This is a genomic window from Vibrio sp. V04_P4A5T148 (assembly GCF_963875605.1).
Lineage (GTDB): Bacteria > Pseudomonadota > Gammaproteobacteria > Enterobacterales > Vibrionaceae > Vibrio > Vibrio anguillarum.
On the sequence record NZ_CAWNMS010000034.1, the window covers coordinates 28,353 to 49,802 of the forward strand.

The 21,450-nt window shown below is 45.2% G+C and carries 19 protein-coding genes and 1 riboswitch; of the genes, 8 read left to right on the forward strand and 11 right to left on the reverse strand.

Annotated elements, in window-relative coordinates:
- The first annotated feature begins 414 nt into the window (after positions 1 to 414).
- From AACT18_RS06760 to cobO, 5 genes are all read left to right on the forward strand, one after another.
- Positions 415 to 963 carry a sigma-70 family RNA polymerase sigma factor gene (locus AACT18_RS06760; RefSeq protein ID WP_094125258.1) on the forward strand — a complete coding sequence of 183 codons (549 nt, stop codon included), beginning with the start codon at positions 415 to 417 and terminating at the stop codon, positions 961 to 963.
- Positions 956 to 1,681 carry a DUF3379 domain-containing protein gene (locus AACT18_RS06765; RefSeq protein WP_094125257.1) on the forward strand — a complete coding sequence of 242 codons (726 nt, stop codon included), beginning with the start codon at positions 956 to 958 and terminating at the stop codon, positions 1,679 to 1,681. The genes AACT18_RS06760 and AACT18_RS06765 overlap by 8 nt, the downstream gene beginning before the upstream one ends.
- A 221-nt stretch (positions 1,682 to 1,902) precedes the next feature.
- Positions 1,903 to 3,201 (forward strand): outer membrane protein transport protein, encoded by a 1,299-nt coding sequence (locus AACT18_RS06770; RefSeq protein ID WP_017050593.1) that lies wholly within the window; start codon positions 1,903 to 1,905, stop codon positions 3,199 to 3,201.
- Between the two features lie 301 nt (positions 3,202 to 3,502).
- Entirely contained in the window at positions 3,503 to 4,774 is a 1,272-nt protein-coding gene (locus AACT18_RS06775; protein ID WP_094125256.1) for an outer membrane protein transport protein, read from the forward strand.
- 129 nt (positions 4,775 to 4,903) lie between these two features.
- On the forward strand, positions 4,904 to 5,509 hold the full coding sequence (cobO, locus tag AACT18_RS06780) for a cob(I)yrinic acid a,c-diamide adenosyltransferase (RefSeq protein ID WP_026028813.1): 606 nt from the start codon (positions 4,904 to 4,906) through the stop codon (positions 5,507 to 5,509).
- A 61-nt stretch (positions 5,510 to 5,570) separates the two neighbouring features.
- Here cobO and AACT18_RS06785 read toward each other — a convergent pair whose 3' ends face one another.
- The 3 genes from AACT18_RS06785 to apbC form a co-directional block, all read right to left on the reverse strand.
- Positions 5,571 to 7,697: an AsmA family protein gene (locus AACT18_RS06785; RefSeq protein ID WP_094125255.1), complete on the reverse strand. Its 2,127-nt coding sequence runs from the start codon at positions 7,695 to 7,697 to the stop codon at positions 5,571 to 5,573.
- An 81-nt stretch (positions 7,698 to 7,778) separates the two neighbouring features.
- Positions 7,779 to 8,420 carry a uridine kinase gene (udk, locus tag AACT18_RS06790; protein WP_010320672.1) on the reverse strand — a complete coding sequence of 214 codons (642 nt, stop codon included), beginning with the start codon at positions 8,418 to 8,420 and terminating at the stop codon, positions 7,779 to 7,781.
- A gap of 192 nt (positions 8,421 to 8,612) precedes the next feature.
- A complete protein-coding gene (apbC, locus tag AACT18_RS06795; protein WP_094125254.1) occupies positions 8,613 to 9,689 on the reverse strand; it encodes an iron-sulfur cluster carrier protein ApbC in 1,077 nt (358 codons plus the stop codon).
- Between the two features lie 155 nt (positions 9,690 to 9,844).
- Here apbC and metG point away from each other — a divergent pair, with 155 nt between their 5' ends.
- Together metG and AACT18_RS06805 are read left to right on the forward strand one after the other, a co-directional pair.
- Complete coding sequence (gene metG / locus AACT18_RS06800) at positions 9,845 to 11,911, forward strand: methionine--tRNA ligase (protein ID WP_088721086.1); 2,067 nt, start codon at positions 9,845 to 9,847, stop codon at positions 11,909 to 11,911.
- A gap of 216 nt (positions 11,912 to 12,127) precedes the next feature.
- The gene (locus tag AACT18_RS06805; protein ID WP_017044551.1) at positions 12,128 to 12,940 is read left to right on the forward strand and encodes a hypothetical protein; all 813 of its coding nucleotides are present in this window, start codon (positions 12,128 to 12,130) and stop codon (positions 12,938 to 12,940) included.
- Between the two features lie 127 nt (positions 12,941 to 13,067).
- Here AACT18_RS06805 and udp read toward each other — a convergent pair whose 3' ends face one another.
- The 3 genes from udp to AACT18_RS06820 form a co-directional block, all read right to left on the reverse strand.
- Positions 13,068 to 13,826: a uridine phosphorylase gene (gene udp / locus AACT18_RS06810; RefSeq protein WP_010320675.1), complete on the reverse strand. Its 759-nt coding sequence runs from the start codon at positions 13,824 to 13,826 to the stop codon at positions 13,068 to 13,070.
- Positions 13,827 to 14,167: 341 nt separating this feature from the next.
- The gene (locus tag AACT18_RS06815) at positions 14,168 to 16,462 is read right to left on the reverse strand and encodes a zinc/cadmium/mercury/lead-transporting ATPase (RefSeq protein ID WP_094125253.1); all 2,295 of its coding nucleotides are present in this window, start codon (positions 16,460 to 16,462) and stop codon (positions 14,168 to 14,170) included.
- 286 nt (positions 16,463 to 16,748) lie between these two features.
- Complete coding sequence (locus tag AACT18_RS06820) at positions 16,749 to 17,165, reverse strand: CBS domain-containing protein (protein ID WP_013857256.1); 417 nt, start codon at positions 17,163 to 17,165, stop codon at positions 16,749 to 16,751.
- A gap of 274 nt (positions 17,166 to 17,439) precedes the next feature.
- Here AACT18_RS06820 and AACT18_RS06825 point away from each other — a divergent pair, with 274 nt between their 5' ends.
- On the forward strand, positions 17,440 to 18,405 hold the full coding sequence (locus AACT18_RS06825) for a sensor domain-containing diguanylate cyclase (protein ID WP_013857257.1): 966 nt from the start codon (positions 17,440 to 17,442) through the stop codon (positions 18,403 to 18,405).
- Here the strand turns inward: AACT18_RS06825 and moaE are convergent.
- The 5 genes from moaE to moaA form a co-directional block, all read right to left on the reverse strand.
- The gene (gene moaE, locus AACT18_RS06830; protein ID WP_038148363.1) at positions 18,402 to 18,872 is read right to left on the reverse strand and encodes a molybdopterin synthase catalytic subunit MoaE; all 471 of its coding nucleotides are present in this window, start codon (positions 18,870 to 18,872) and stop codon (positions 18,402 to 18,404) included. The genes AACT18_RS06825 and moaE overlap by 4 nt on opposite strands.
- Positions 18,873 to 18,874: 2 nt before the next feature.
- Positions 18,875 to 19,120: a molybdopterin synthase sulfur carrier subunit gene (gene moaD, locus AACT18_RS06835; RefSeq protein WP_017050147.1), complete on the reverse strand. Its 246-nt coding sequence runs from the start codon at positions 19,118 to 19,120 to the stop codon at positions 18,875 to 18,877.
- Positions 19,113 to 19,613, reverse strand: a complete 501-nt coding sequence (gene moaC / locus AACT18_RS06840; RefSeq protein ID WP_010320681.1) for a cyclic pyranopterin monophosphate synthase MoaC — start codon at positions 19,611 to 19,613, stop codon at positions 19,113 to 19,115. The genes moaD and moaC overlap by 8 nt, the downstream gene beginning before the upstream one ends.
- 10 nt (positions 19,614 to 19,623) lie before the next feature.
- The gene (gene moaB / locus AACT18_RS06845; RefSeq protein WP_010320682.1) at positions 19,624 to 20,136 is read right to left on the reverse strand and encodes a molybdenum cofactor biosynthesis protein B; all 513 of its coding nucleotides are present in this window, start codon (positions 20,134 to 20,136) and stop codon (positions 19,624 to 19,626) included.
- Positions 20,137 to 20,202: 66 nt separating this feature from the next.
- Entirely contained in the window at positions 20,203 to 21,192 is a 990-nt protein-coding gene (moaA, locus tag AACT18_RS06850) for a GTP 3',8-cyclase MoaA (RefSeq protein ID WP_026028246.1), read from the reverse strand.
- Positions 21,181 to 21,324, reverse strand: a riboswitch (molybdenum cofactor riboswitch). Its footprint overlaps the gene before it by 12 nt.
- Positions 21,325 to 21,450 lie beyond the last annotated feature (126 nt).

A 21,450-nucleotide genomic window follows, 5' to 3' on the forward strand; every position in this document is an offset into this window, starting at 1 on the left:
TAGGAAGGGTATATAAGCAAAAAAAAAAACCACACAATAATGTGTGGTCGGAATATATAAAGCAATTAACTTACGCCAATTGAAATAATCAGTTTCCTGATTAGGAGAAAGTAAAGTCAGCCTTCAAAAGGAAGTGTCATCTTGCTCAACATGTTAGTCGCAATGACTAACGAGATGACAAGGTGTACTATAGCCACTTCGTGCTATGAGATTTTGAAGTAGATCAATTTTATATTGATTTATTCCATACTATGAAATTAAAAAGCCGTCGACGCTTGAATTGATATTACCGAACAACTTGAACGGATCGAAAGCGAACGAATACGCGAAGCGTTCATCGCAAGACGACCATAAATTGGCCTAAACAAAGAAGAAATCACAGAGCAAACGGAGACTCATGTGTCGATAATAACCATGTTTGGAAAGAAAAAGTCCAGCAGCCCGGTCAATAGTGATATTGACAGACAGAGAAAATATGAAACGCTTGTGCGTGCTTATCACCGAGATCTTTTTCGTTATGCCTATTGGCTATGTAAAGATAAAAGCATTGCTGAAGATTTAGTCCAAGAAACCTGCTTGAGGGCTTGGAAATCTCTCGATAGTTTGCTCGACGAGAAAGCGGCCAAATCGTGGCTTATAACGATTCTTCGTCGCGAGAACGCGCGCCGCTTTGAGCGCAAGCAGTTTGAGTTGGTCAATATTGATGACTACAGCGGTGACGTAAAAGTCAACGATGATCCTCATCATCAACAAGAGTGGTTGCAGGCACAGATAATGAAGCTGGATATTGAATACCGCGAACCTCTTTTCCTACAAGTCATTGGTGGTTTTAGTGGTGATGAAATTGGCGAGATCCTCGAACTCAATAAAAACACGGTCATGACTCGTCTGTTTCGAGCTCGTAATCAATTAAAAGAACAATTGGATTCATCAGAAGCGTATAAGGGGCAGCAAAATGGATGAATTAGAATTTCGCCGCCGAGTTATGTCCGATCCAAAACAGCATGACCAAGAGATTATCCAAGCGGTATCCACTAGTGATACTAATCGTCAGTTCCTAGAGGACATATTGAGCTTAGATGCAACGATTGCTACTGCAATGAATGTAGACGTGCCTGACGATCTCGCAGACCGTATTCTATTTAGTCAAACCACAATGGCAAGCAATGTCATCCGCCCTACTTTTGCCAAGCAAGCGATGACATTGGCTGCATCGATTGCTTTTGTGTTTGGTTTATTGGTTGGCCAAATCAATTGGCGAAATGTGCTCATTCCACCGGCGCAGGCAAGCCTAATGGACACTGCCATCAAACACGTCATTGATGAAGAAGGCTTTGTCAACCAACTGGATGAACAAGTGAATTCAACGCAGATCAACGCCAAAATGCTGCCATTCGCTTATCAGTTAAGCAGTAACTTCCCTTACCACGTTTATTACCTAAACCACTGTGGTTTTGGCAAGGCAAACGCTCTGCACATGGTTTTTCAAGGTGAAAGCGGGAAAGTGACGCTCTTTTTCACAGGCATTGCCAGTGAACAAGCCGTGAACTTTAATGAGCAAGGCATGGCAGGAATCATCGAACCCGTCGGTGATGCTAGCCTGATCCTTGTCGGTGAAAATGGCGAAGATGTCACGAACATCGCTAAAAAACTAATGCCTATGCTAAAACCTTCCCATTAAAACCATTCCTGGCCTGTATATAATGCGGGCCAGGTTCCCTAGACAAAAGTAGAGCTTAAACTCTATAAATAAGCATTTTCCGCCTTTTTCCTGCCAAATAGACATCATTTCTGCAATTTTATCATTCAATTAGACAATGGTCGGATTTCTATCTTCTATACTTGCCTCTAGTATCAGCCACCAATTGAGCATTTGCTCAAAAACAACGTCCATTAGAGGCGATGAAATCAAAAAGGAAAAGCACCATGAACAAGACGCGTCTGTTTAAAAAATCGTTACTTGCCGTAACGGTAGCTCTCGCTTCACAACAAGCACTGGCAGCGGGCTTTCAGCTCAATGCACAATCTGCGACTGGCCTAGGTCGTGCATTTGCTGGTGATGCTGTTATTGCCGATAACGCATCGGTGATGGCTCGTAACCCTGCCGCAATGGCGTTGTTTGATGAAACCTCACTCTCTTTAGGCTTTGAATCCATAACGACAAAAATTAAAGTCAAGGATGCGAAATACTGTGGTACAACTTGCCAAGTTGCACCACAGCTATCGGCTCCCAAAAACGCAAATTATGATGAAGCAGGCGGTACATCTATTGCTCCAAATATCCATCTCATTGTCCCTCTCAATGATAAGTTTGCGTGGGGCGTCAATGCCTATTCTAACTTTGGTACAAAAACTGAATTTTCAGATAGTTACTCTGCTAGTGAATATGGCGGTTTAACAGACGTCAAGAGCTTTAACTTAGGCCTTGCTGGTTCTTACAGAATAGACTCTCAATGGAGTGTTGGCGCTGGACTAGATTTAATCTATGGTAAAGGAACCATGAAACGTACGGCTAGTTCTGATGTCGCAAGTTTGGGTGGTAAAGATTTAGTCAATGTAGATGGTGCTGATGTTTGGGCTATCGGATTCAACTTTGGTACTGTCTTTGAGCTAGACGAAAATAACCGTTTCGGTGCCGCATATCATTACAGTCCTGAAATGGAAGCAAAAGATGATAAAGGACAAAAAATCAATTTACCATTGCCTGACCTTTTTGAGTTTTCTGGATTCCATAAAATAAAAGATACCAATTTTGCAGTTCATTACAGCGTACAATGGATCGGCTGGAGCACATTTGATCAAATTGAATTTAGTGACCTCAAAAACTCCCCACTAGGTTCTACTTACAACAAACCATATAAATGGCAAGATGGATGGCATTATGCTATTGGCGGAACGTATTATTTAAATACAGATTGGACTTTACGTGCTGGTTATATGTATGACACCAGCGCTCAAGATTCATTAACGTCAGTATCAGTACCTGACTCTGACCGCCAATGGTTCTCTGCTGGCTTTACTTATAACCTAGATGAAAAATCAAATATTGATTTTGGTTTCACCTACTTACTGGGTGATGATGTACAAGTATCTGAAGGAACACCTAATCCTCTTGGTTCACCTCAATATCTTTCAACTCTGACGGCAACGACTCACGCAGATGCAATCCTAGTCGGCTTACAATATAGCCGCAGCTTCTAAGCGCAACGTTTATTAGCATAGCGTCAATAAAGGGCTGGTTTTCCAGCCCTTTTTAATGCTTGTAATATCGTCTCCTCGCCTAATTCAGCTAACAACTGTACCTTTTGGGCCTTAAACCACACTACAAGTGTTCGCCAAAAATCAGAAACACTTTCATAACAAGCAGAGTATTCCGCTTATAATTAAACCTTTAATGGATTTTAATTTCAAAAACAACAAATTCACTGCTTTATATTTTTAAAGCATTAGCTCTAACCTTAAAATCCCCACACCGAATTCAAATATTTCAGCGAACATTATAATGAAATCAAATAAAACCCTTCTTTCACTTGCAGTGGCATGTGGACTATTCAGCGTATCAAACGCATCTCAAGCCGCCGGTTTCCAATTGGCAGAATACTCTGCAACGGGCCTTGGGCGTGCTTACGCCGGTGAAGCGGCTATGGCTGATAACGCCAGTGCACAATGGCGTAACCCTGCCATGCTGACTTATTTGAAAGGTACGCAAATTTCTGTTGGTGCAATTTACGTTAATCCGAATGTTGATGTGAATGGCACCGTGAGCCACTCATTACTTGGCACAACGCAAGCAAGCGCAAAAGACTTTGCTCATGATGCGGTTATTCCTAATTTTTACTTATCTCATCAGTTGAATGAACAACTAGTGCTGGGCTTTGCGCTAGGAACAAACTATGGGATGGAAACTGAACTGGGTAATGATTTTGCTGCCTCACACTTTGGCAATCAAGCAAGCGTTATTACTAAAGAAGCGAATCTCAATGTCGCTTATCAAGTAACCACTGAATTTAGTATTGGTGGCGGCGTACGCTATGTGATGGGAGAAGGCCATTTTGGTGCCACCGCTCCAGCAAAAAATGCACTGGCGCTTCCGCAAGGTACAACCCTAAAATATATGGAAGGCGAAGATAACTCTTGGGGATGGCAAGTCGGTACAGCTTGGCAGATCAATGAAACAAACCGTATTGGCGCAAGCTATAAATCCGAAGTGATGATGGATTTTGATGGGCATGCTAAAGGCATTACTTACGGTGCTTACAAACCTGGGATGATGTCTGTTGCCTTGCCCGCCACAGCAGAGCTTGCTAGTTACCATCAATTGAATGAGAAACTGGCACTGCATGCCAGCGTGAACTGGACAGACTGGAGCTCATTCAAGGAACTGACTGCCGTATTCCCAGAGAAATCAGATCTGATCAAATCAGAAAACTGGGAAGATAACTACCGCTTTGCCTTAGGTGCGACTTACCAATACGACGCTAAGATCGCTCTGCGTACAGGTATTGCGTACGACACATCAGCAGTGGACGATAAAAACCGCACAGCAACAATCCCAGAGACTGACCGAACTTGGCTTAGTATCGGTGCAAGTTACGTTGCCACACCACAGCTAACACTGGACGCTGGCTTTACCTATATTTTTGCAAAAGATGCCACGATCAACGAACCAAGAGATTCCTCTGATGCCACTTCAGCACAAATTGGTGGTGCATTTAATGGTGAAGTAACGGGCAATGTTTGGCTTATCGGCGCACAAGCCAATTATCGCTTCTAAACTCATTAGAGATACTCCCAGAGGCCAGAGCACTGCTCTGGCTTTTTTATTCCTTGTAATTTCGATGGTTTTTGCTGCCGAGTAGTTGAGCTATGATAACGGCAACGCTATTAATGAACAGGATTGAGCATGTCGACTGAAGAGATTAAAAATGAACGCCATAAGGCGAGGCAGCAGAAAGTAAAAGAGCAAGTCGATGCACGAATTGCCGCGGCCCAGCAAGAGAAAGGGTTGTTATTGATCATTACTGGCAATGGCAAAGGGAAATCTACCTCAGGTTTTGGCACCATTGCGCGCGCTGTCGGTCACGGTTTGAAATGTTCGGTAGCCCAGTTCATTAAAGGAACCTGGGAAAACGGTGAACGTAATCTGCTTGAAAAACTGGGCGTCGAATTTCAAGTCATGGCGACGGGCTTTACTTGGGAAACGCAAAACAAAGAAGCCGATACCGCAGCGGCGCAAGGGGTTTGGCAAGAGTGCAAACGCATGCTCAAAGATGAGTCGATTGATGTGGTGTTGTTTGATGAGCTGACCTACATGGTGAGCTATGGCTATATCGAATTAGACGAAGTGATTGAAGCCTTAACAACACGGCCAACAATGCAGTCGGTGGTGATCACGGGCCGAGGAGCACACCGCAGCTTGATTGAAATCGCCGATACGGTGTCGGAAGTCAAAAATGTGAAACACGCCTTTGAGTCGGGCATCAAAGCACGAAAAGGCATCGACTGGTGATAAAAAAGCCTCCTCTAAATTGAGGAGGCTTGATCAATCATAATGAAATCAACCCTGTAAATTACTTAAAAAGACTTTTTAATAAACCATCAACCGCTTTCTTGGTTTTCTCGTCTTTTATCTCAACGCCGAGCTTTTCCAAGCCACGGTCAATCTCTTTTTCCGCTTTTTGTCTTAACACATCATCAAAAACCAATTTGAATTTAGGATCGCTCCATTGCCCTGAAATGTTGATAGGAATCGTGACGTCTCGCAGCTCATCGATGTCTTTGCCACCTTGCCCCTCTAGCGTTCCCACCACAGAAGTGCTCACCAAAAAATCAACCGTTTGTTGCAGATAATTCGCTTTCCCCTCGCCACGAATACGCAACAGTGGTGATTGCATGGCGAGGTTATTGGTGGTGACTTCCCCTTTGTTCAATTTCAGCGTAGCGGTCATGGCGCTAAAATCGGTTTTCTTCACTGGGTCGTCATCAACTTTCTTACCTTTAATTTTGGCGTAATTGCTACGGATAAGGTGAGCAACGTTAATACCATTGACTGCACCATCGGCAAAGTTGATGTTCACGGTTCCTACAAGGTTTTGTTGAATGCCCGTTGGCGTCAAACTGCGCCCTTTTACGTCCACATCGATGTTACCCGTGCCTTGTAACATCTCATTATTGAGTACATCTTTTAATAGCGGCAGCACCTGTACTCCCTTAACGCTTTTTTTAGCGCTATAAGTGGCAGGTACTTTGGTTGCATCCAGTTGAGCGGTCGCCTGAATCGTACCTTGGTAAAGGTTGGCACTGAATGAGGTTAAATTCACGATTCCACGATCGACGCTAAAGCTGGTTTGCACATTCTGTAATCGAGCATTATTAGCTTTGAACTTGTCTATGGTGACCTTGCCTTGCACATCCAACGTTTTTAATGCACTGAGATCCGGTTCCACTTCAGCGCTCACCGTAGCAGGCGCTGCTGACGTTGAGCCTGACGATGCCTTACTTTCACTCACGGCAATGCTTGCCGTTGCTGGATTCGCAAGCCCTAAAAATTCATCCAAATCGATATTTGGGCTATGCATATTGAAGCGGATTTTAGGGATCTCAGCCAACGTCACTTTGACATCACCATCAAATTCTAATGCATTTGCGGTTAATTTACTGAGTAAGACATCCAGTTGGTTTTTAGAGAGATCAAAACGAATGTTCGAAGTTAAACCGATCTGCATTGGGCTTTGTGGCAAACTGGTTCCTTCTAGATTGGTATCCAGCACCAGCGTATCAATCTTCACCAAGCTCATGGCTTTATCGAGAGTCAGTTGCGCACTCCCCTTCGCATCGAGTTTTAGATCAGCCGCCTTTCCTTTCAGGCTGAATGACAGCGCATTCTTCTTATCAAACTCGAACGTGGCTAATTCAATCTTCGCAGAATCAATCTGGTTTGATGGATCACTAAAGCTCGCATCAAGCACAACGTTCTTCAGCGCATAATCTTTGAAACCAGCGGCTAATTTGAATTCAGCTCGCCCTTCTGCGGCAAAGCTTTGTTGGTTATTTTTACCTTTGGCGGCAAAAGTTGCTGACGTCCATTTATCCACCGCAAACTCTGAAAGATTGACCGCCACGTCATACAGCTTGGTATGTGTACCGGCTTTGCGGTCTTGTATTTCCAGTAATGCGTTTTCGACGCTGACGCCCGCTAAGTTAATCGTCCACTCTTGAACAGGGTTGCTCGCATTGACGCTGCTTGTCTCTTCTTGTGCTGGTTTTGTTTCGTTTACGGCGGAAGAGGCGGCTGGTTGAGGCGCGGCTTGAGTTAAGCTATCTAAGTTTGAACGGCCATCTTTAAGGGTTTCAAGATGGAACTCAGCACCATTTAGGCGGATGTTGCCAATTTCCAGTTGCTTATCCAGCAATGGCATCACCGAAATTTCAATACCAACTTGATCGACTTTAAACAGGTTTGGAGCGCTGAAACCTTGTGGATTTCTGAGTTCAGTTTTGCCCAGCTCAAAGCCAAGCGAAGGGAAGAAACTCCAACTGATATCTCCTTCAATGACTAAGTCCAACCCCGTTTTCTGTTTGGCTTGTTCTACAATCAAGGGCTTAAATTGGTTAGGATTGACCAACAGAACAAGTGCGAGCGCGGCAGCGATTAACGCACCGATAATAATGGCAATGAAAAGAAACAGTTTTTTCATCAGCTTTTTCCTTGCTTAATTAGAAAAAGAAAGTGGCACCTAAAGTGCCACTTGTCTGCTTAAAAATAAAGACCACAAAAGTTAAGATTTCAACAATTTCGCGATGTGGGCTTTTAATACATCAATGGCGATACGGTTTTTACCGCCACGAGGAACGATAATGTCCGCGTACTGTTTTGACGGTTCGATAAACTGCATAAACATAGGGCGAACCGTTTTTTGGTATTGCTTCAATACCGAATCCATGGTGCGGCCACGCTCTTCTACATCACGCTTCACTCGGCGTAATAAACAGATATCAAGCGGAGTGTCCATAAATACGGTCGCATGCATTAAGTCACGTAAACGTGGGTCTGTCAGCAGTAAAATACCTTCTAAAATAATCACTTTCTTGGGTGTTAATAGCGTTGTATTCGCGGTGCGAGTATGCTCAGTGTAGCTGTACTCTGGCACTTCAACCGCTTCGCCACGGGTTAATTGTTCTAAATGTTGGCAAAGTAGATCATGGTCAAGTGCATTCGGGTGGTCGTAGTTTGTCTTAACGCGCTCTTCCATACTGAGATGGCTTTGGTCGTTGTAATAGCAATCTTCCGTAATCACACCAATTTGGTGGTCGCCTACTTTGGCACGAAGTTCGTTATAAATCGTGCTCGCAATCAGGCTTTTTCCAGAAGCTGAAGCGCCAGCAATACCTACGATGACGCATTGATTATTCTCAGACATTATTTTTGCACCCGGTGATGGTTTGGTGATGAAAATAGATAAACTGCCCGATTATAGGGACTTCAACCACCTGATACCAGCCTCGATTTAGACTTTGGAAAAGGTTTGAATAACAAACTACCAAGCAAACGTTTTCGTCGTATTTCAGAAGAGATCACCACAGTGCTACTTTCACAGCACTGTGGACCAACACTAGTCTACCAATGTAAAACTGATTGCATCTGGCTTAGGCTTTCCTTGCCAATATAGGCTTGAACAGACTCGTTCCGCCAGTTGAAGATAACGCTGTGTATGCTCACTTTCTGGTTGAGCAACCACGGTAGGACGACCTTGGTCGATGTCTTCACGCAGGGCAATGTGCAGAGGAATTTGTGCAAGCAGCGTCAACCCATATTCACTGGCCAGTTTCTGCGCGCCACCGACACCAAAGATATGCTCTTTCTCTCCACAATGACTGCAGATGTGATAGCTCATATTTTCAATAAGCCCGATAACCGGAACGTCGACTTTTTCGAACATGGCCGCCCCTTTGCGCGCATCCGCTAGTGCCAGATCTTGCGGAGTGGTGACGATCACCGCGCCCGTTACCGGAATTTGTTGTGACAAGGTGAGTTGAATATCACCTGTCCCCGGTGGCATGTCGATGACCAGATAATCCACATCTGGCCACTCGGTTTCATTGAGCAATTGCGCCAGTGCTTTCGATGCCATCGGCCCGCGCCAAATCGCCGCTTCAGATTTATCAACCAGATAGCCAATCGAATGACTGAAAATGCCAAATGCCTCAACGGGCTGCATCCACTTATTATCACGCACATCTGGCTTTGCTTCTTGCTTGCCAAGCATCATTGGCACTGAAGGGCCATAAATATCCGCATCCAACAAGCCAACTTTCGCCCCAGATTGAGCAATGGCTAGAGCAAGATTGACGGCGGTGGTTGATTTGCCGACGCCCCCTTTGGCTGAAGTCACCGCAATAATATTTTTAACACCATTAACACTATGAGCGACCGTCGTCGCTAGCGCTTTCGGCGCAATGATTATCTCAACACTGAATGGAGCAAGCGCATCGGTTTGCTGCTTGGAGACGACCCATTCGGAAAGCTCATTCAGCAGATTTTTAGCGGCAAATGGAATATGAACCGTCAAACGTCCCGCTGTTGTAACCGAAACCCAATGCGGTTGGTTTGCCCACCCCGCAATAAGATGAGGGTGTTCAAATTGGTTTAACCAATCGCAAAAATCTTGTTTAGATGTGAACGGCTGCATAGCTTCTCCTTTTTGCTCATGCTATCACTCTCTATTGTCAGACTGAACCCCAAAAAAGTTGCGGGATTCCTTAGGCTCACGCCTTGGAGTCGCTCGCTGCATAAGGTAGTATTGGTCTCTATTTTTCATACCTATCAAAAAAGCGAATATTAAGTATGGCGACTGACCCAAGAAACGTTTCTTCAAGGAAACTGCTGGTAACTTGTGCCCTTCCGTACGCTAACGGTTCGATCCACCTTGGTCATATGCTTGAGCATATCCAAGCTGACATTTGGGTTCGTTACCAACGCCTACGCGGCAACACTGTAAACTTCATCTGTGCAGACGATGCTCACGGCACGCCAATTATGCTTAAAGCACAACAGATGGGTATTACACCTGAAGAGATGATCGCCGCAGTAAGTGAAGAGCACCAAAAAGATTTTGCAGGTTTTGATATCAGCTTTGACAATTATCACAGCACTCACAGCGAAGAGAATCGCGAACTGGCTTCTCACATTTATCTTGAGCTGAAAAAAAATGGCTTCATTTCAAGCCGCACCATTTCTCAGCTGTTTGACCCAGAAAAAGAGATGTTCTTGCCCGATCGCTTCGTGAAAGGCACTTGCCCAAAATGTAAGTCAGAAGATCAATACGGTGATAACTGCGATGCGTGTGGCGAAACCTATAGCCCAACAGAGCTTATCAACCCGAAATCGGCCGTTTCTGGCGCGACACCAGTAATGAAGGATTCCGAGCATTTCTTCTTTGACCTTCCTCAATTTGAAAGCATGCTCAAAGAGTGGACTCGCTCTGGCTCGCTACAAACAGAAACCGCCAATAAAATGCAAGAGTGGTTCGAAGGCGGCCTGCAACAGTGGGATATTTCACGTGATGCGCCATACTTTGGCTTTGAAATCCCCGGCGAAAAGAACAAATTCTTCTACGTGTGGTTAGACGCGCCTATCGGCTACATGGGTTCATTTAAAAACCTATGTAACAAACGCGATGACTTAGACTTTGACGAATACTGGAATAAAGAAAGTAAAACCGAACTGTACCATTTCATCGGTAAAGATATTGTTTACTTCCACAGCCTATTCTGGCCAGCGATGCTTGATGGCAGTGGTTTCCGTAAGCCTAATAACGTCTTCGTGCACGGTTATGTCACTGTCAATGGCGCAAAGATGTCGAAGTCTAAAGGAACGTTTGTCAAAGCAAGCACTTACTTAAACCACCTAGACCCAGAATGCTTACGCTACTACTACGCCGCAAAACTCAATAGCCGCATCGACGATCTTGATTTGAACCTTGAGGATTTCACCCAACGTGTGAACGCCGATGTGGTCAATAAAATCGTCAACCTGGCATCGCGTAATGCAGGCTTCATCACCAAACGTTTTGAAAATCAGTTGTCTGCAACCTTTGCCGAACCAGAGCTGTACGCAGAATTTGCCGCAGCAGCGGATCGCATTGCTGATCTTTACGAAAGCCGTGAATTTAACCGTGCTATTCGTGAAATCACCGCATTGGCGGACAAAGCGAACCAATACGTGGATGAAAAAGCGCCTTGGGTTGTGGCTAAACAAGAAGGTCAAGAGCAAGAGCTACAAGACATTTGCTCAGTGGGTATCAACCTATTCCGCGTGTTAATGACTTACTTAAAACCTGTAATGCCAGCACTAGCGGCGCGCACCGAAGCATTCTTAAACCAAGAACTCACTTGGGAAGGCGTACAAACACCATTAACAAGCCATACACTCACGCCATTCAAAGCGCTGTTTAATCGCATTGATCCGAAACACGTTGAAGCGATGATTGAAGCGTCTAAAGAAGAAGCGGCAGCAGAAAAAGCTGCGATTGAGAGCGCGCAACCAACCACAGTTGAAACTGAGCTAAGTAAAGACCCTATTGCTGCTGAAATCGAATTTGATGATTTTGCCAAAGTGGACTTACGCGTTGCTAAGATCATCGCTTGCGAAGCGGTGCCAAAAGCGGACAAATTGCTCAAATTCCAATTGGATATTGGTGGCGAAACTCGCCAAGTGTTTTCAGGTATTAAAGCCGCTTATTCACCCGAAGAGTTAGTAGGCAAGTACACTGTCATGGTAGCGAACCTCAAACCGCGTAAAATGAAGTTTGGTATGTCAGAAGGCATGATCTTAGCCGCAGGCCCTGGTGGCAGCGAGCTATGGATTCTTGAGCCACATGAAGGTGCTCAAGCTGGCATGCGCATCCTGTAATACATCAATCTTCACGATAGCATCCCCAACACGCTCTGTGTTGGGGATTTTTTATCACCATACTGCTCAAAATCGATCCAGCTCACACTTTTAGTTCAAAATGCACCAATAAGATGCATCACTTCAACGCGAAAATACATAACCCATTGAATTTAAACAAATAAAAAACTGGCATTAACCCTGCTAACTCTAGATTGGTATAACCTTAACAAGGAGTTGGTTATGTTTGTTTTTATCTCAATGCTTATCTCTATCGGTATATTGTGGCTGATGTTTTATCTGGCAAAACAGCGTGAATCCACATTACAACGTAAATATCAACTGCTGATCGACCTTCGCCAGCTACTGTTTTTATGCCGTCAGCACCGTAACATTACCCATCAAACACTAGCCTCTGGTCAAAGACGCGACACTGAGTTGAATGAATTGCAAGATACGCTATACGAAAAAAGTAATCACTTAATTGCTATCGCACACTTTGACAACAAACCAATGTACCGTGTGCTGCAAATTAAGCTTAAAGCACTCATGAAGGAGTGGCCAGAGCGCTCTGTGGCTCGTAACCAAATGATGCATGGTAAAATAATTCGTCACTGTATGTTCTTAATGGATGAGGTGATACTGGCTTGGTTGGTGGAATCCAACCGCGAAGATCTCAGCGATGAATACCATGTTAATTGGCAACAGGTCATTGATGCGATGGACGCGCTAACTCAGTTGCGCATCAGCATTGATGAAATGGATACTCAAGATGGCCGCATACGCTTGCAGCATTATAGTGAGGTTGTCAGGCGTAGGATGAATCAACTCGCCTTAATCAGCCCTTTAACGGTAGCTTCGCCAAGCTGCTCAGCCGCGCTGCATAGCCTGAGCGAACTGCATGATCATCCTGCCTTTCAAATAGAAGCTGGCGCGATGTACCAAATCACTTCGGATATTTCACTCAGCATCTCCCACGTTTACGACCAGATGCTCAGCGACTTAACCGAGAGCTTGTACATTCCGTTGCCTAAATTGGCGATTGCTTAGTGAGTAATTGTTTAGCTGGTGACTGTTTGACTGGTGATTATTTAGAAAGTAAAAAGGCCACTTTATTCAAAAGTGGCCTAATCACTCACCGTGTACATAGATACATCAGTGTAAATTCAGAACTCAATTACAGCATTTTACGCGCAGCTTCGACAACCACTTTGATTGAACGAGCCTCGGTCTCTTTGAGTGTCGCGTGATCTGGGATCTCTTTTTGAGTACGGTTGATGATCACACCAGCCACACAACCTGCTTTCAAACCTGAGCTCGCACACATGGTTAGCAAAGTGGCGGATTCCATCTCAAAGTTCAATACGCCCATGTCTTGCCACTCTTTCATCGAGCCTTGGAAACGACGCACAACACGACCAGTGAAGGTGTCATAACGCTCTTGGCCTGGGTAGAAGGTATCACTTGATGCGGTGACGCCCATGTGCACGGTTGCACCACTTTCAACTACAGCCGCTTTCATTGCAGTGGCGACATCGAAATCAGCCACAGCAGGGAATTCCATTGGCGCAAAGTGCAAACTTGCACCGTCAAGGCGAACCGAACCTGTGCTGACAATCATATCACCCACATTGACATGAGGTTGGATTGCACCAGTAGTACCTACGCGTAGGAAAGTACGCACGCCAAGTTGAGCAAGCTCTTCAACCGCAATAGACGTAGAAGGGCCACCGATACCAGTAGAACAAACAACGACTGGCTTACCGTCTAACTCTGCGCGGTACACAGTGTATTCACGGTGGCTAGCAAGAAAGACTGGATTTTCCATCTCTTCAGCGATTTTTTGTACGCGGGCTGGATCCCCAGGGATAATGGCCAAAGTAGCACCATTCAGATCGGCTTCGGTAACACCTAGATGGAAAACGGCTTGAGACATAAGTGACTCCTTATTGCGGCTTGTTCAGCTCATAGATATACATCGGGTATGCAGCTACTCTAGCGGACCACGCACCAACAAAGAGTGATCAAATTCACAATGAATGACGCAATGTAACGAACACATTCTCATAAAAACGGTTTGCATCACAAAAAACAGCAATATTGATGAAATAACACCCAACCCTAAAAGATGATTTCCAACACTGCATAACAAAATACAAGCGCAATATCGACGCATTTCACACTATTACCACAATAGGGTGCAAACCCAACAGGCATGAGAGATAACGACCCGCCATGCCTTGCTGAGCTTTTTGGTTTTTAGTTTTTAGTCTCGGACTATTTTTTAAATTTCAATAGACGCAACGCATTGAGCGTCACTAACGCGGTAGCTCCACTATCGGCCAGCACCGCTACCCATAAGCCCGTAATACCGAGTAAACTCGTGACTAAAAAGATACTTTTTAAGCCTAGCGCTAGCGTGACATTCTGGCGAATATTGGCGAGGGTTGCTTGTGATAGCTCGATCATGGTGGCGAGCTCGACCAATCGATTATGAGTAATTGCCGCATCGGCCGTTTCCAACGCAACATCGGTACCACCCCCCATCGCAATACCAATGCTGGCTGCTTTCATTGCAGGCGCATCATTAATGCCATCCCCGACCATCGCCACCTGTTTTCTCTGCGCCAACTGTTGAATGTATTCCACTTTATCTTGCGGTAATAAACTGGCTTTGAAATCTATCCCTAATTGAGCACTCATCGTCGCAGCGCTTCTAGGGTTATCGCCAGTGAGCATAATAGTGTCGATCCCCAAACGGCGCAGTGCTTCAATGGCGGCTTTGGCATCTTCACGCAAGGTATCTTGCCATGCGATTAAACCGACAATGTTCTCTTGCTCAAAAACCACCACCACTGTTTTGCCTTGCATCTCTAGCGCTTCCACTTGCGCGCTAAATGCATCAGAAAACGGAACATTCGCTTTGCTTGGCGCTAATACGCGCAGTGATTTCCCCTCCACAACCCCCGAAACCCCACTGCCAACTAACGCTCGCTTCTCTATCGCTTCTGGAATGGGCAAAGCCATCGCTTGCACTTTTTTCACTAAAGAGGTTGCCAGAGGATGGCTCGAGCCCATTTCAACCGCTGCGACATAGCGCAACAATTGCTCTTCATCCCAGCCATTGAGCGCAACCACATCCGTAACTTCCGGTTTACCTTTGGTCAAAGTACCCGTTTTATCAAAAGCAATACTCTCTATTTTTCCAAGTTGTTCGAGCGCCGCGCCCCCTTTGATCAGTGCACCACGACGCGCCGCTGCGGCAAGACCAGAAGTAATGGCCGCCGGAGTTGAGATAACCAACGCACATGGACAAGCAATCAGCAGTAAGGCTAAGCCACGGTAAACCCATGTTTCCCATGGCTGCGCAAACAGTGTCGGCGGTATCACAACCACGGCCAATGAAACCAACATCATTAATGGGGTATACCAACGACTAAATTTATCAAGAAAACGTTCTAACGGCGCTTTGCGAGATTCCGCTTCTTCAATCAGATGCAAAATGCGGTCAATCGCGTTTTCACCCTGTTTGGAGGTGATGGTGAAACGCACCACCTGATCCGCGACCACAGCACCCGCCATGACACTGTCACCTTGATAACGTTCGACAGGCAGTGATTCGCCCGTTAACGCGCTCTCATCAAAACTGGCCGACGCTTCGTGCAATTGACCATCCGCAGGTAGCCGAGAGCCGGGAGAAACTTCCACTACATCCCCCGGTTTTAGCTCATGTGCCGCCACCGTGATGCGTTCTCCTGCCACAATTTTTGTTGCCGTTTCAGGCACCAGTGCCATTAAAGCTTGTACACCGCTACGCGCTTTAGAAGCGGCAAAAGCTTCTAGCCGCTCTCCGATGAGGAAGAGTAATAGCACCATCGCTGCTTCAACCGTTTCACCAAGATAGAGCGCTCCGAGCGCCGCAACGCTCATTAAGGTTTCAATCGCAAAAGGTGTGCCTGAGCGTGCCAGTTGAATCGCTTTTTTACCGATAGGATACAAACCGGCAAGGCAGGTCAAAATGAACATCCCATCGCTGATTTGAGGGAAATAAGGCTGCACAATAGCGGCGAGTATCATAGCGCCAGCAATGGAGAGGATCTGCGCGTTCTGTTTTATGACTGACTTCCAATCACTACGAATGGGGGCAGAAACTGGATTAGCCGCATCAATGCGGTGAGCCGTAAAACCCGCGTTACGAACCGCTTGCTCTATTTCAAGCGCTGCCTCTTCGGTATTAAACTTGACCACCAATTTTTCAGTGGCAAACAGCACTTTGGCGTCGATCACATTACCCACTTTTTTAAGCGCCGTTTCAACCTTACGTGCGCAAGATGGGCAATCCATCCCTTCAATTTTCCAGCTTTGGTTAAACTGTGTTTTAACGGATGTGAGCTGCGCTGGTTCATCATCAGGATCATTGCTTGCGCACTCTTGTGACCCGCAGCACCCCTCTTCATTTGAAGCAACACCCGCAGCCCTAATCGCGGTAATTTTAAGACTAGAGCATGACACCGCCTGCGGGTTTGCCATGCTATTTTTTGTAGTACTGCAAGCTTCATGTTTTGTGCACATAGGATTCTCCTTCTCTGATGCACAAAGCTTAAACCTTAGAGTCAACTCCAATGTCAAGCGCATTTTTATCAAACCTGCACTTAACGCACATTCACCTTGATTAGATGGAAAAGAGGTGCACTGCACCTCTAGAATTTTATTTATTACTGCTGATATACCCAAACAACTTGGAGTTGCAGGTAGGCGGCAAGTGAGTGAGTCCCCATGAGCATAGGCAAACTATGTGATTGGGGTGAACGAACGTAGCCAACACCGCTACAGCTTCAAGTAGGAAGGGTATAGTTTGCTATGTTGGTTTTTTAAAACAATGCGTTAAGTTTTTCCCTAATGCTCTCAGTACATCTCTGCGCGTAATAATGCCAACCAATTTACCTTGATCGATCACGGGATAAACTTTCGGTTTTCCTACTTTCATCATGTCAGCAAGCTCAATAATAGAGGTGTCTGATGAAACGGACAGCACTTCAGGGTGCATGCAGTCACGGACTAAATGGGTGTCTTCACAGAAATAACTCACCTTCACCAATTTATCGAGCAAATCCTGCTCTGATAGAAAGCCAATCACTTGTTCTTGGTCGTTAATAACAGGACCACCAAGATGCTCCGAACGCATCACTTTTTCTAAAGCCGCAGTCATTGGCATGTCCGGTTTGAAGGTGATGGCTTGTAATGTCATATAATCTTTAACTATTAGCGATTGCATATCTGTCTCCTTGGTTGCAACGGTATGCTGCCTTAAGTTAAGTGTTGACTAATTTCACCGTTTTACTAAATGGAAAAAATCGATTTTGCTCATCGGCACAAACTATCGATATTACAAATAGTTAATTTTTATCAAGGGTAAATGGCAAAATCTTTTATCAAAACGTCTCATTTTTGAATCAAACAACACGTTAAGAACACGATGTCTCGCAAGATTTTACAGTTAATATCATTTATATCTTAAACATTGACCGTTGTATTAATAAGGACTGGGCATGGTGAATTCGCCACTGTTTTCCGAGATTATAGAAAACCCAGCACTGATGCGCAGCTTGTTGGAGTCATTACCCGAACCCACTTTTCTGATTAACCGCGATGGCGTATATGTGGAGGCCTTAGGAGGAACGGATCGCAGCCGACACCACGACCCAAGGGTTCTCATTGGTCTCAATCTATACCAGGTATTACCCGAAAAAAAAGCCGCTTGGTTTCATCAAATTATCCAAGAAGTCATTGATAACGGACAAATGCGAGAGTTTGAATACGATCTCGACCTAAGGGTGATAGCTCAATTTAAAGGCAGCTCTGGCCCTATCGATATTCAGTTTTTTAACGCATTGGTCATCCCGCTGAAAAATACTGAGTACGTGCTATGGATTGTGAGAAATATTACCGCTTATAAGCGCACGTTAGAGCGGCTTTCTATACACCAACTTGAGTTAGAAAAACTGACCAATGTGGATCATTTAACTCAGGTCTATAACCGTTATGCGATGGACTCATTGCTGCCCAAAGCGTTAGATAAGATCAAACGTGAGCAAAGTAGTGCTGCAATTTTCATGATCGACTTAGATTGCTTCAAAGAATATAACGACCACTATGGCCATGTGAATGGCGATACTGTGCTGCGCAAGATAGCGAGCACTCTGCAGCATTGGAAACGTAAAGATGACCTCTGCTTTCGCTATGGAGGAGATGAATTTCTACTATTTATTGCGGATATTGATATTAAACAGTGCGAGCAAAAAGCATTACAACTACTTAGTGAAGTGAGAGAGCTGCAAATCCCTCACCGCTATTCTCGTGTCTCATTGTATGTATCGATTACTATCGGCATCCAATATTGCGAACACATACCGACTGGCATGACGCCAGAACAGTTTGTATCAACGGCCGATAAAGCGCTGTTTCACGCGAAGAATCAACAGCGCGGAACTATTCATATACTACACAAGGCTTAGTCGATGGTGTGATGATTAGCCCAACGTTGCGCGGCTTGGGCATCTGAATCTCGAGACTCCACCCAGCGTGTTTGTTCGGTGGTGCGCTCTTTCTTCCAAAACGGTGCTTTGGCTTTAAGGTAATCCATAACGAATTCGCACGCCTCAAAAGCCGCACCACGATGTGAGCTCGACACGCCTACAAACACGATTTGATCGCCAATATCTAAATCACCGATTCGGTGGATCACACGGATTTTTTGCACCGGCCAACGTGCCTGCGCCTGATCACAAATATCACTCAAAGCTTTTTCTGTCATTCCCGGATAGTGCTCAAGCGTTAAGCCAATAACATTATCACCTAAATTCATATCACGAACTTTGCCAATAAAGGTAACCACAGCGCCAGCGGAAGTACCTTGCGACAAATCACGGTATTCTGCGTCTACCGAGAAATCTGATATTTGAACGGAAATACGGCTATCCATCACTAGCCTCCGGTTACTGGAGGAAAAAAAGCCACTTCATCACCATCACTTAACGGGTAATCAAAGGCAACGATGGTTTGATTGACTGCCACCAGCAGTTTTCCCGGTCGCAAGGCTAAATCCCATTTCCCAGGCTGCGAGGCTAAGTGGCTACGCAGTGCTTCAACCGTAGCAAACTGTGCCTTGAGTTGAATGCTGTCTTGGCCGATCAACTCACGAGTTTGAGCAAAAAAGAGGACATTAATCATGCGTGACCTTTTGTTGTGGCTGAGCGCTAAAGTAACCCGATTTCCCGCCGCTTTTTTCAAGTAAGCGCACTTGTTCAATCACGATATCTTTTTGTACTGCTTTACACATGTCGTAAATGGTTAACGCCGCCACCGATGCCGCGGTTAAGGCTTCCATTTCAACCCCTGTTTTACCGGTTAATTTACACAATGATTCAATTCGAACTTTGCTTTGTGCTTCGATGGCTTCAAGCTGCACTTCTACTTTAGTAAGCAGCAATGGGTGGCACAGTGGGATTAAATCCCACGTTTTCTTCGCCGCTTGAATGCCCGCAATTCTTGCGGTGGCAAACACATCACCTTTGTGGTGTTGCCCAGAAAGGATCAGTTGCAGCGTTTGTGGTGACATCTTCACAAAGGCTTCCGCACGTGCTTCACGTACGGTTTCAGCCTTGGCAGAGACATCGACCATATTGGCTTCGCCTGAGGCATTAATATGAGTAAATTCGCTCATTGAAACCCCGTTAAACCGAAAGATGTGGCATAAAGTTGCATGGGCGATGGCTGGCATCTAACTGCTGTTTGATGATTTTTGTCCAACCGGTTTTGCACGCTCCTGTTGAACCTGGCATGGCAAAAATAACCGTATGGTTGGCAAAACCTGCAATGGCGCGAGACTGAATGGTTGAAGTGCCAATTTCATCGTAAGAGACCAATCGGAACAGCTCGCCAAAACCTTCAACTTCTTTATCAAACAAGGGCTTTAATGCCTCTGGTGTGCTGTCGCGTGAGGTAAAACCCGTTCCACCCGTGATCAGCACGGCTTGCACGTTTTCATCCGCGATCCACTGAGAAACAATCGCGCGAATTTTATACTGATCATCAATAACAATCTGCTTATCGGCCAAAATGTGTCCCGCTTGTTGAAGTTGCTCAGCTAAGTAACCGCCTGAAGTATCGTTTTCTTCAGTACGAGTATCGGAAACCGTCAGTACGGCAATATGTGCTGGTTGAAATGCGCTTTCTGCGTGACCCATGTGTTCACCTACTGTTCAAATGTGTACCACATCACCCGCTAAACAATAGCCAGTGACAAAAAGAATTTAGCCGCCAATGGAGGCGAGATTAGGCGTCATACCCGTATTGCCATCTTGTAAAAAATGGCTGACCGACTTGGTCTGTAATTGCGCTTGAATGCGCTCAATTAAGGCTTGCTGTTGATTATCTTGGGCAAGCAGATCGCGTAATTCAACGCCTTGCTCACCGAAAAGGCACAGGTGTAACTTCCCCTTTGCCGAAACACGTAAGCGGTTGCAGCTATGGCAAAAGTTTTTCTCATACGGCATGATAAGACCGATTTCACCTTGGTAATCGGCATGAACAAATACTTGCGCTGGCCCATCATTGTGAGCTCGGGTTTTCAGCACCCAACCATTGGCAATCAGTTGATTACGAATGGCAACACCTGAAATATGGTGACGCTCAAACAGCGAGTCCATTTCACCAGTTTGCATTAGTTCAATAAAACGAAGTTGAATAGGGCGATGTTTAATCCAATCTAAAAAAGCAGGTAACTGCTGATGATTAAGGTCTTTTAGCAGCACAACGTTGACTTTAACTTGCTGGTAACCGACTTCAAAAGCGCGATCAATCCCCGCCATCACTTGCGTAAATTTGTTTTCACCCGTGATTTGGTGGAACATTCTTGGATCAAGACTATCGACACTGACATTGATATGCGTTAACCCGGCCGATTGCCAACCTTCTACTTGTTTGGCCATACGGTAACCGTTGGTGGTGGTCGCCACTTTCTCTATACCAGCGGTATTCGCCACACAAGCAATAATGTCGTTAAAGTCTTTACGCAAAGTTGGCTCCCCCCCTGTGATGCGTACTTTCGACGTACCACAGTCGGCAAAGGCTCGCACGACGCGTTGTATTTCAGGAAGGGTTAAAAAAGACGAGTTTTTCTGCCCCGAAGGTTGATAACCATCAGGCAGGCAATATGTGCATTTAAAGTTACAGACATCTGTAACAGATAAACGTAAATAATAAAATTTACGTTGGAATCTATCTTCGAACTGTTGCGCCACGGAACACCTTTCCAAATACGGGAGGCATAATCATTTCCAATTATGCCCTTGTGGTATTAGACCACTGGCTTAACCACCCTATCTCACAAAAATGAGACTTAGCCAGTTAAGCTCGGAGCTATGGCAGCCGTTGAGGTAGTATAATTAACTATCTCTACAGCAGCTGATAAGTAAAATACTTAATATTAGTAAGTGATTCTACCCTTATCGTAAAAAAAAAGAGTCCATTACCCAATTTACCTCCTAATGAGTATGGGT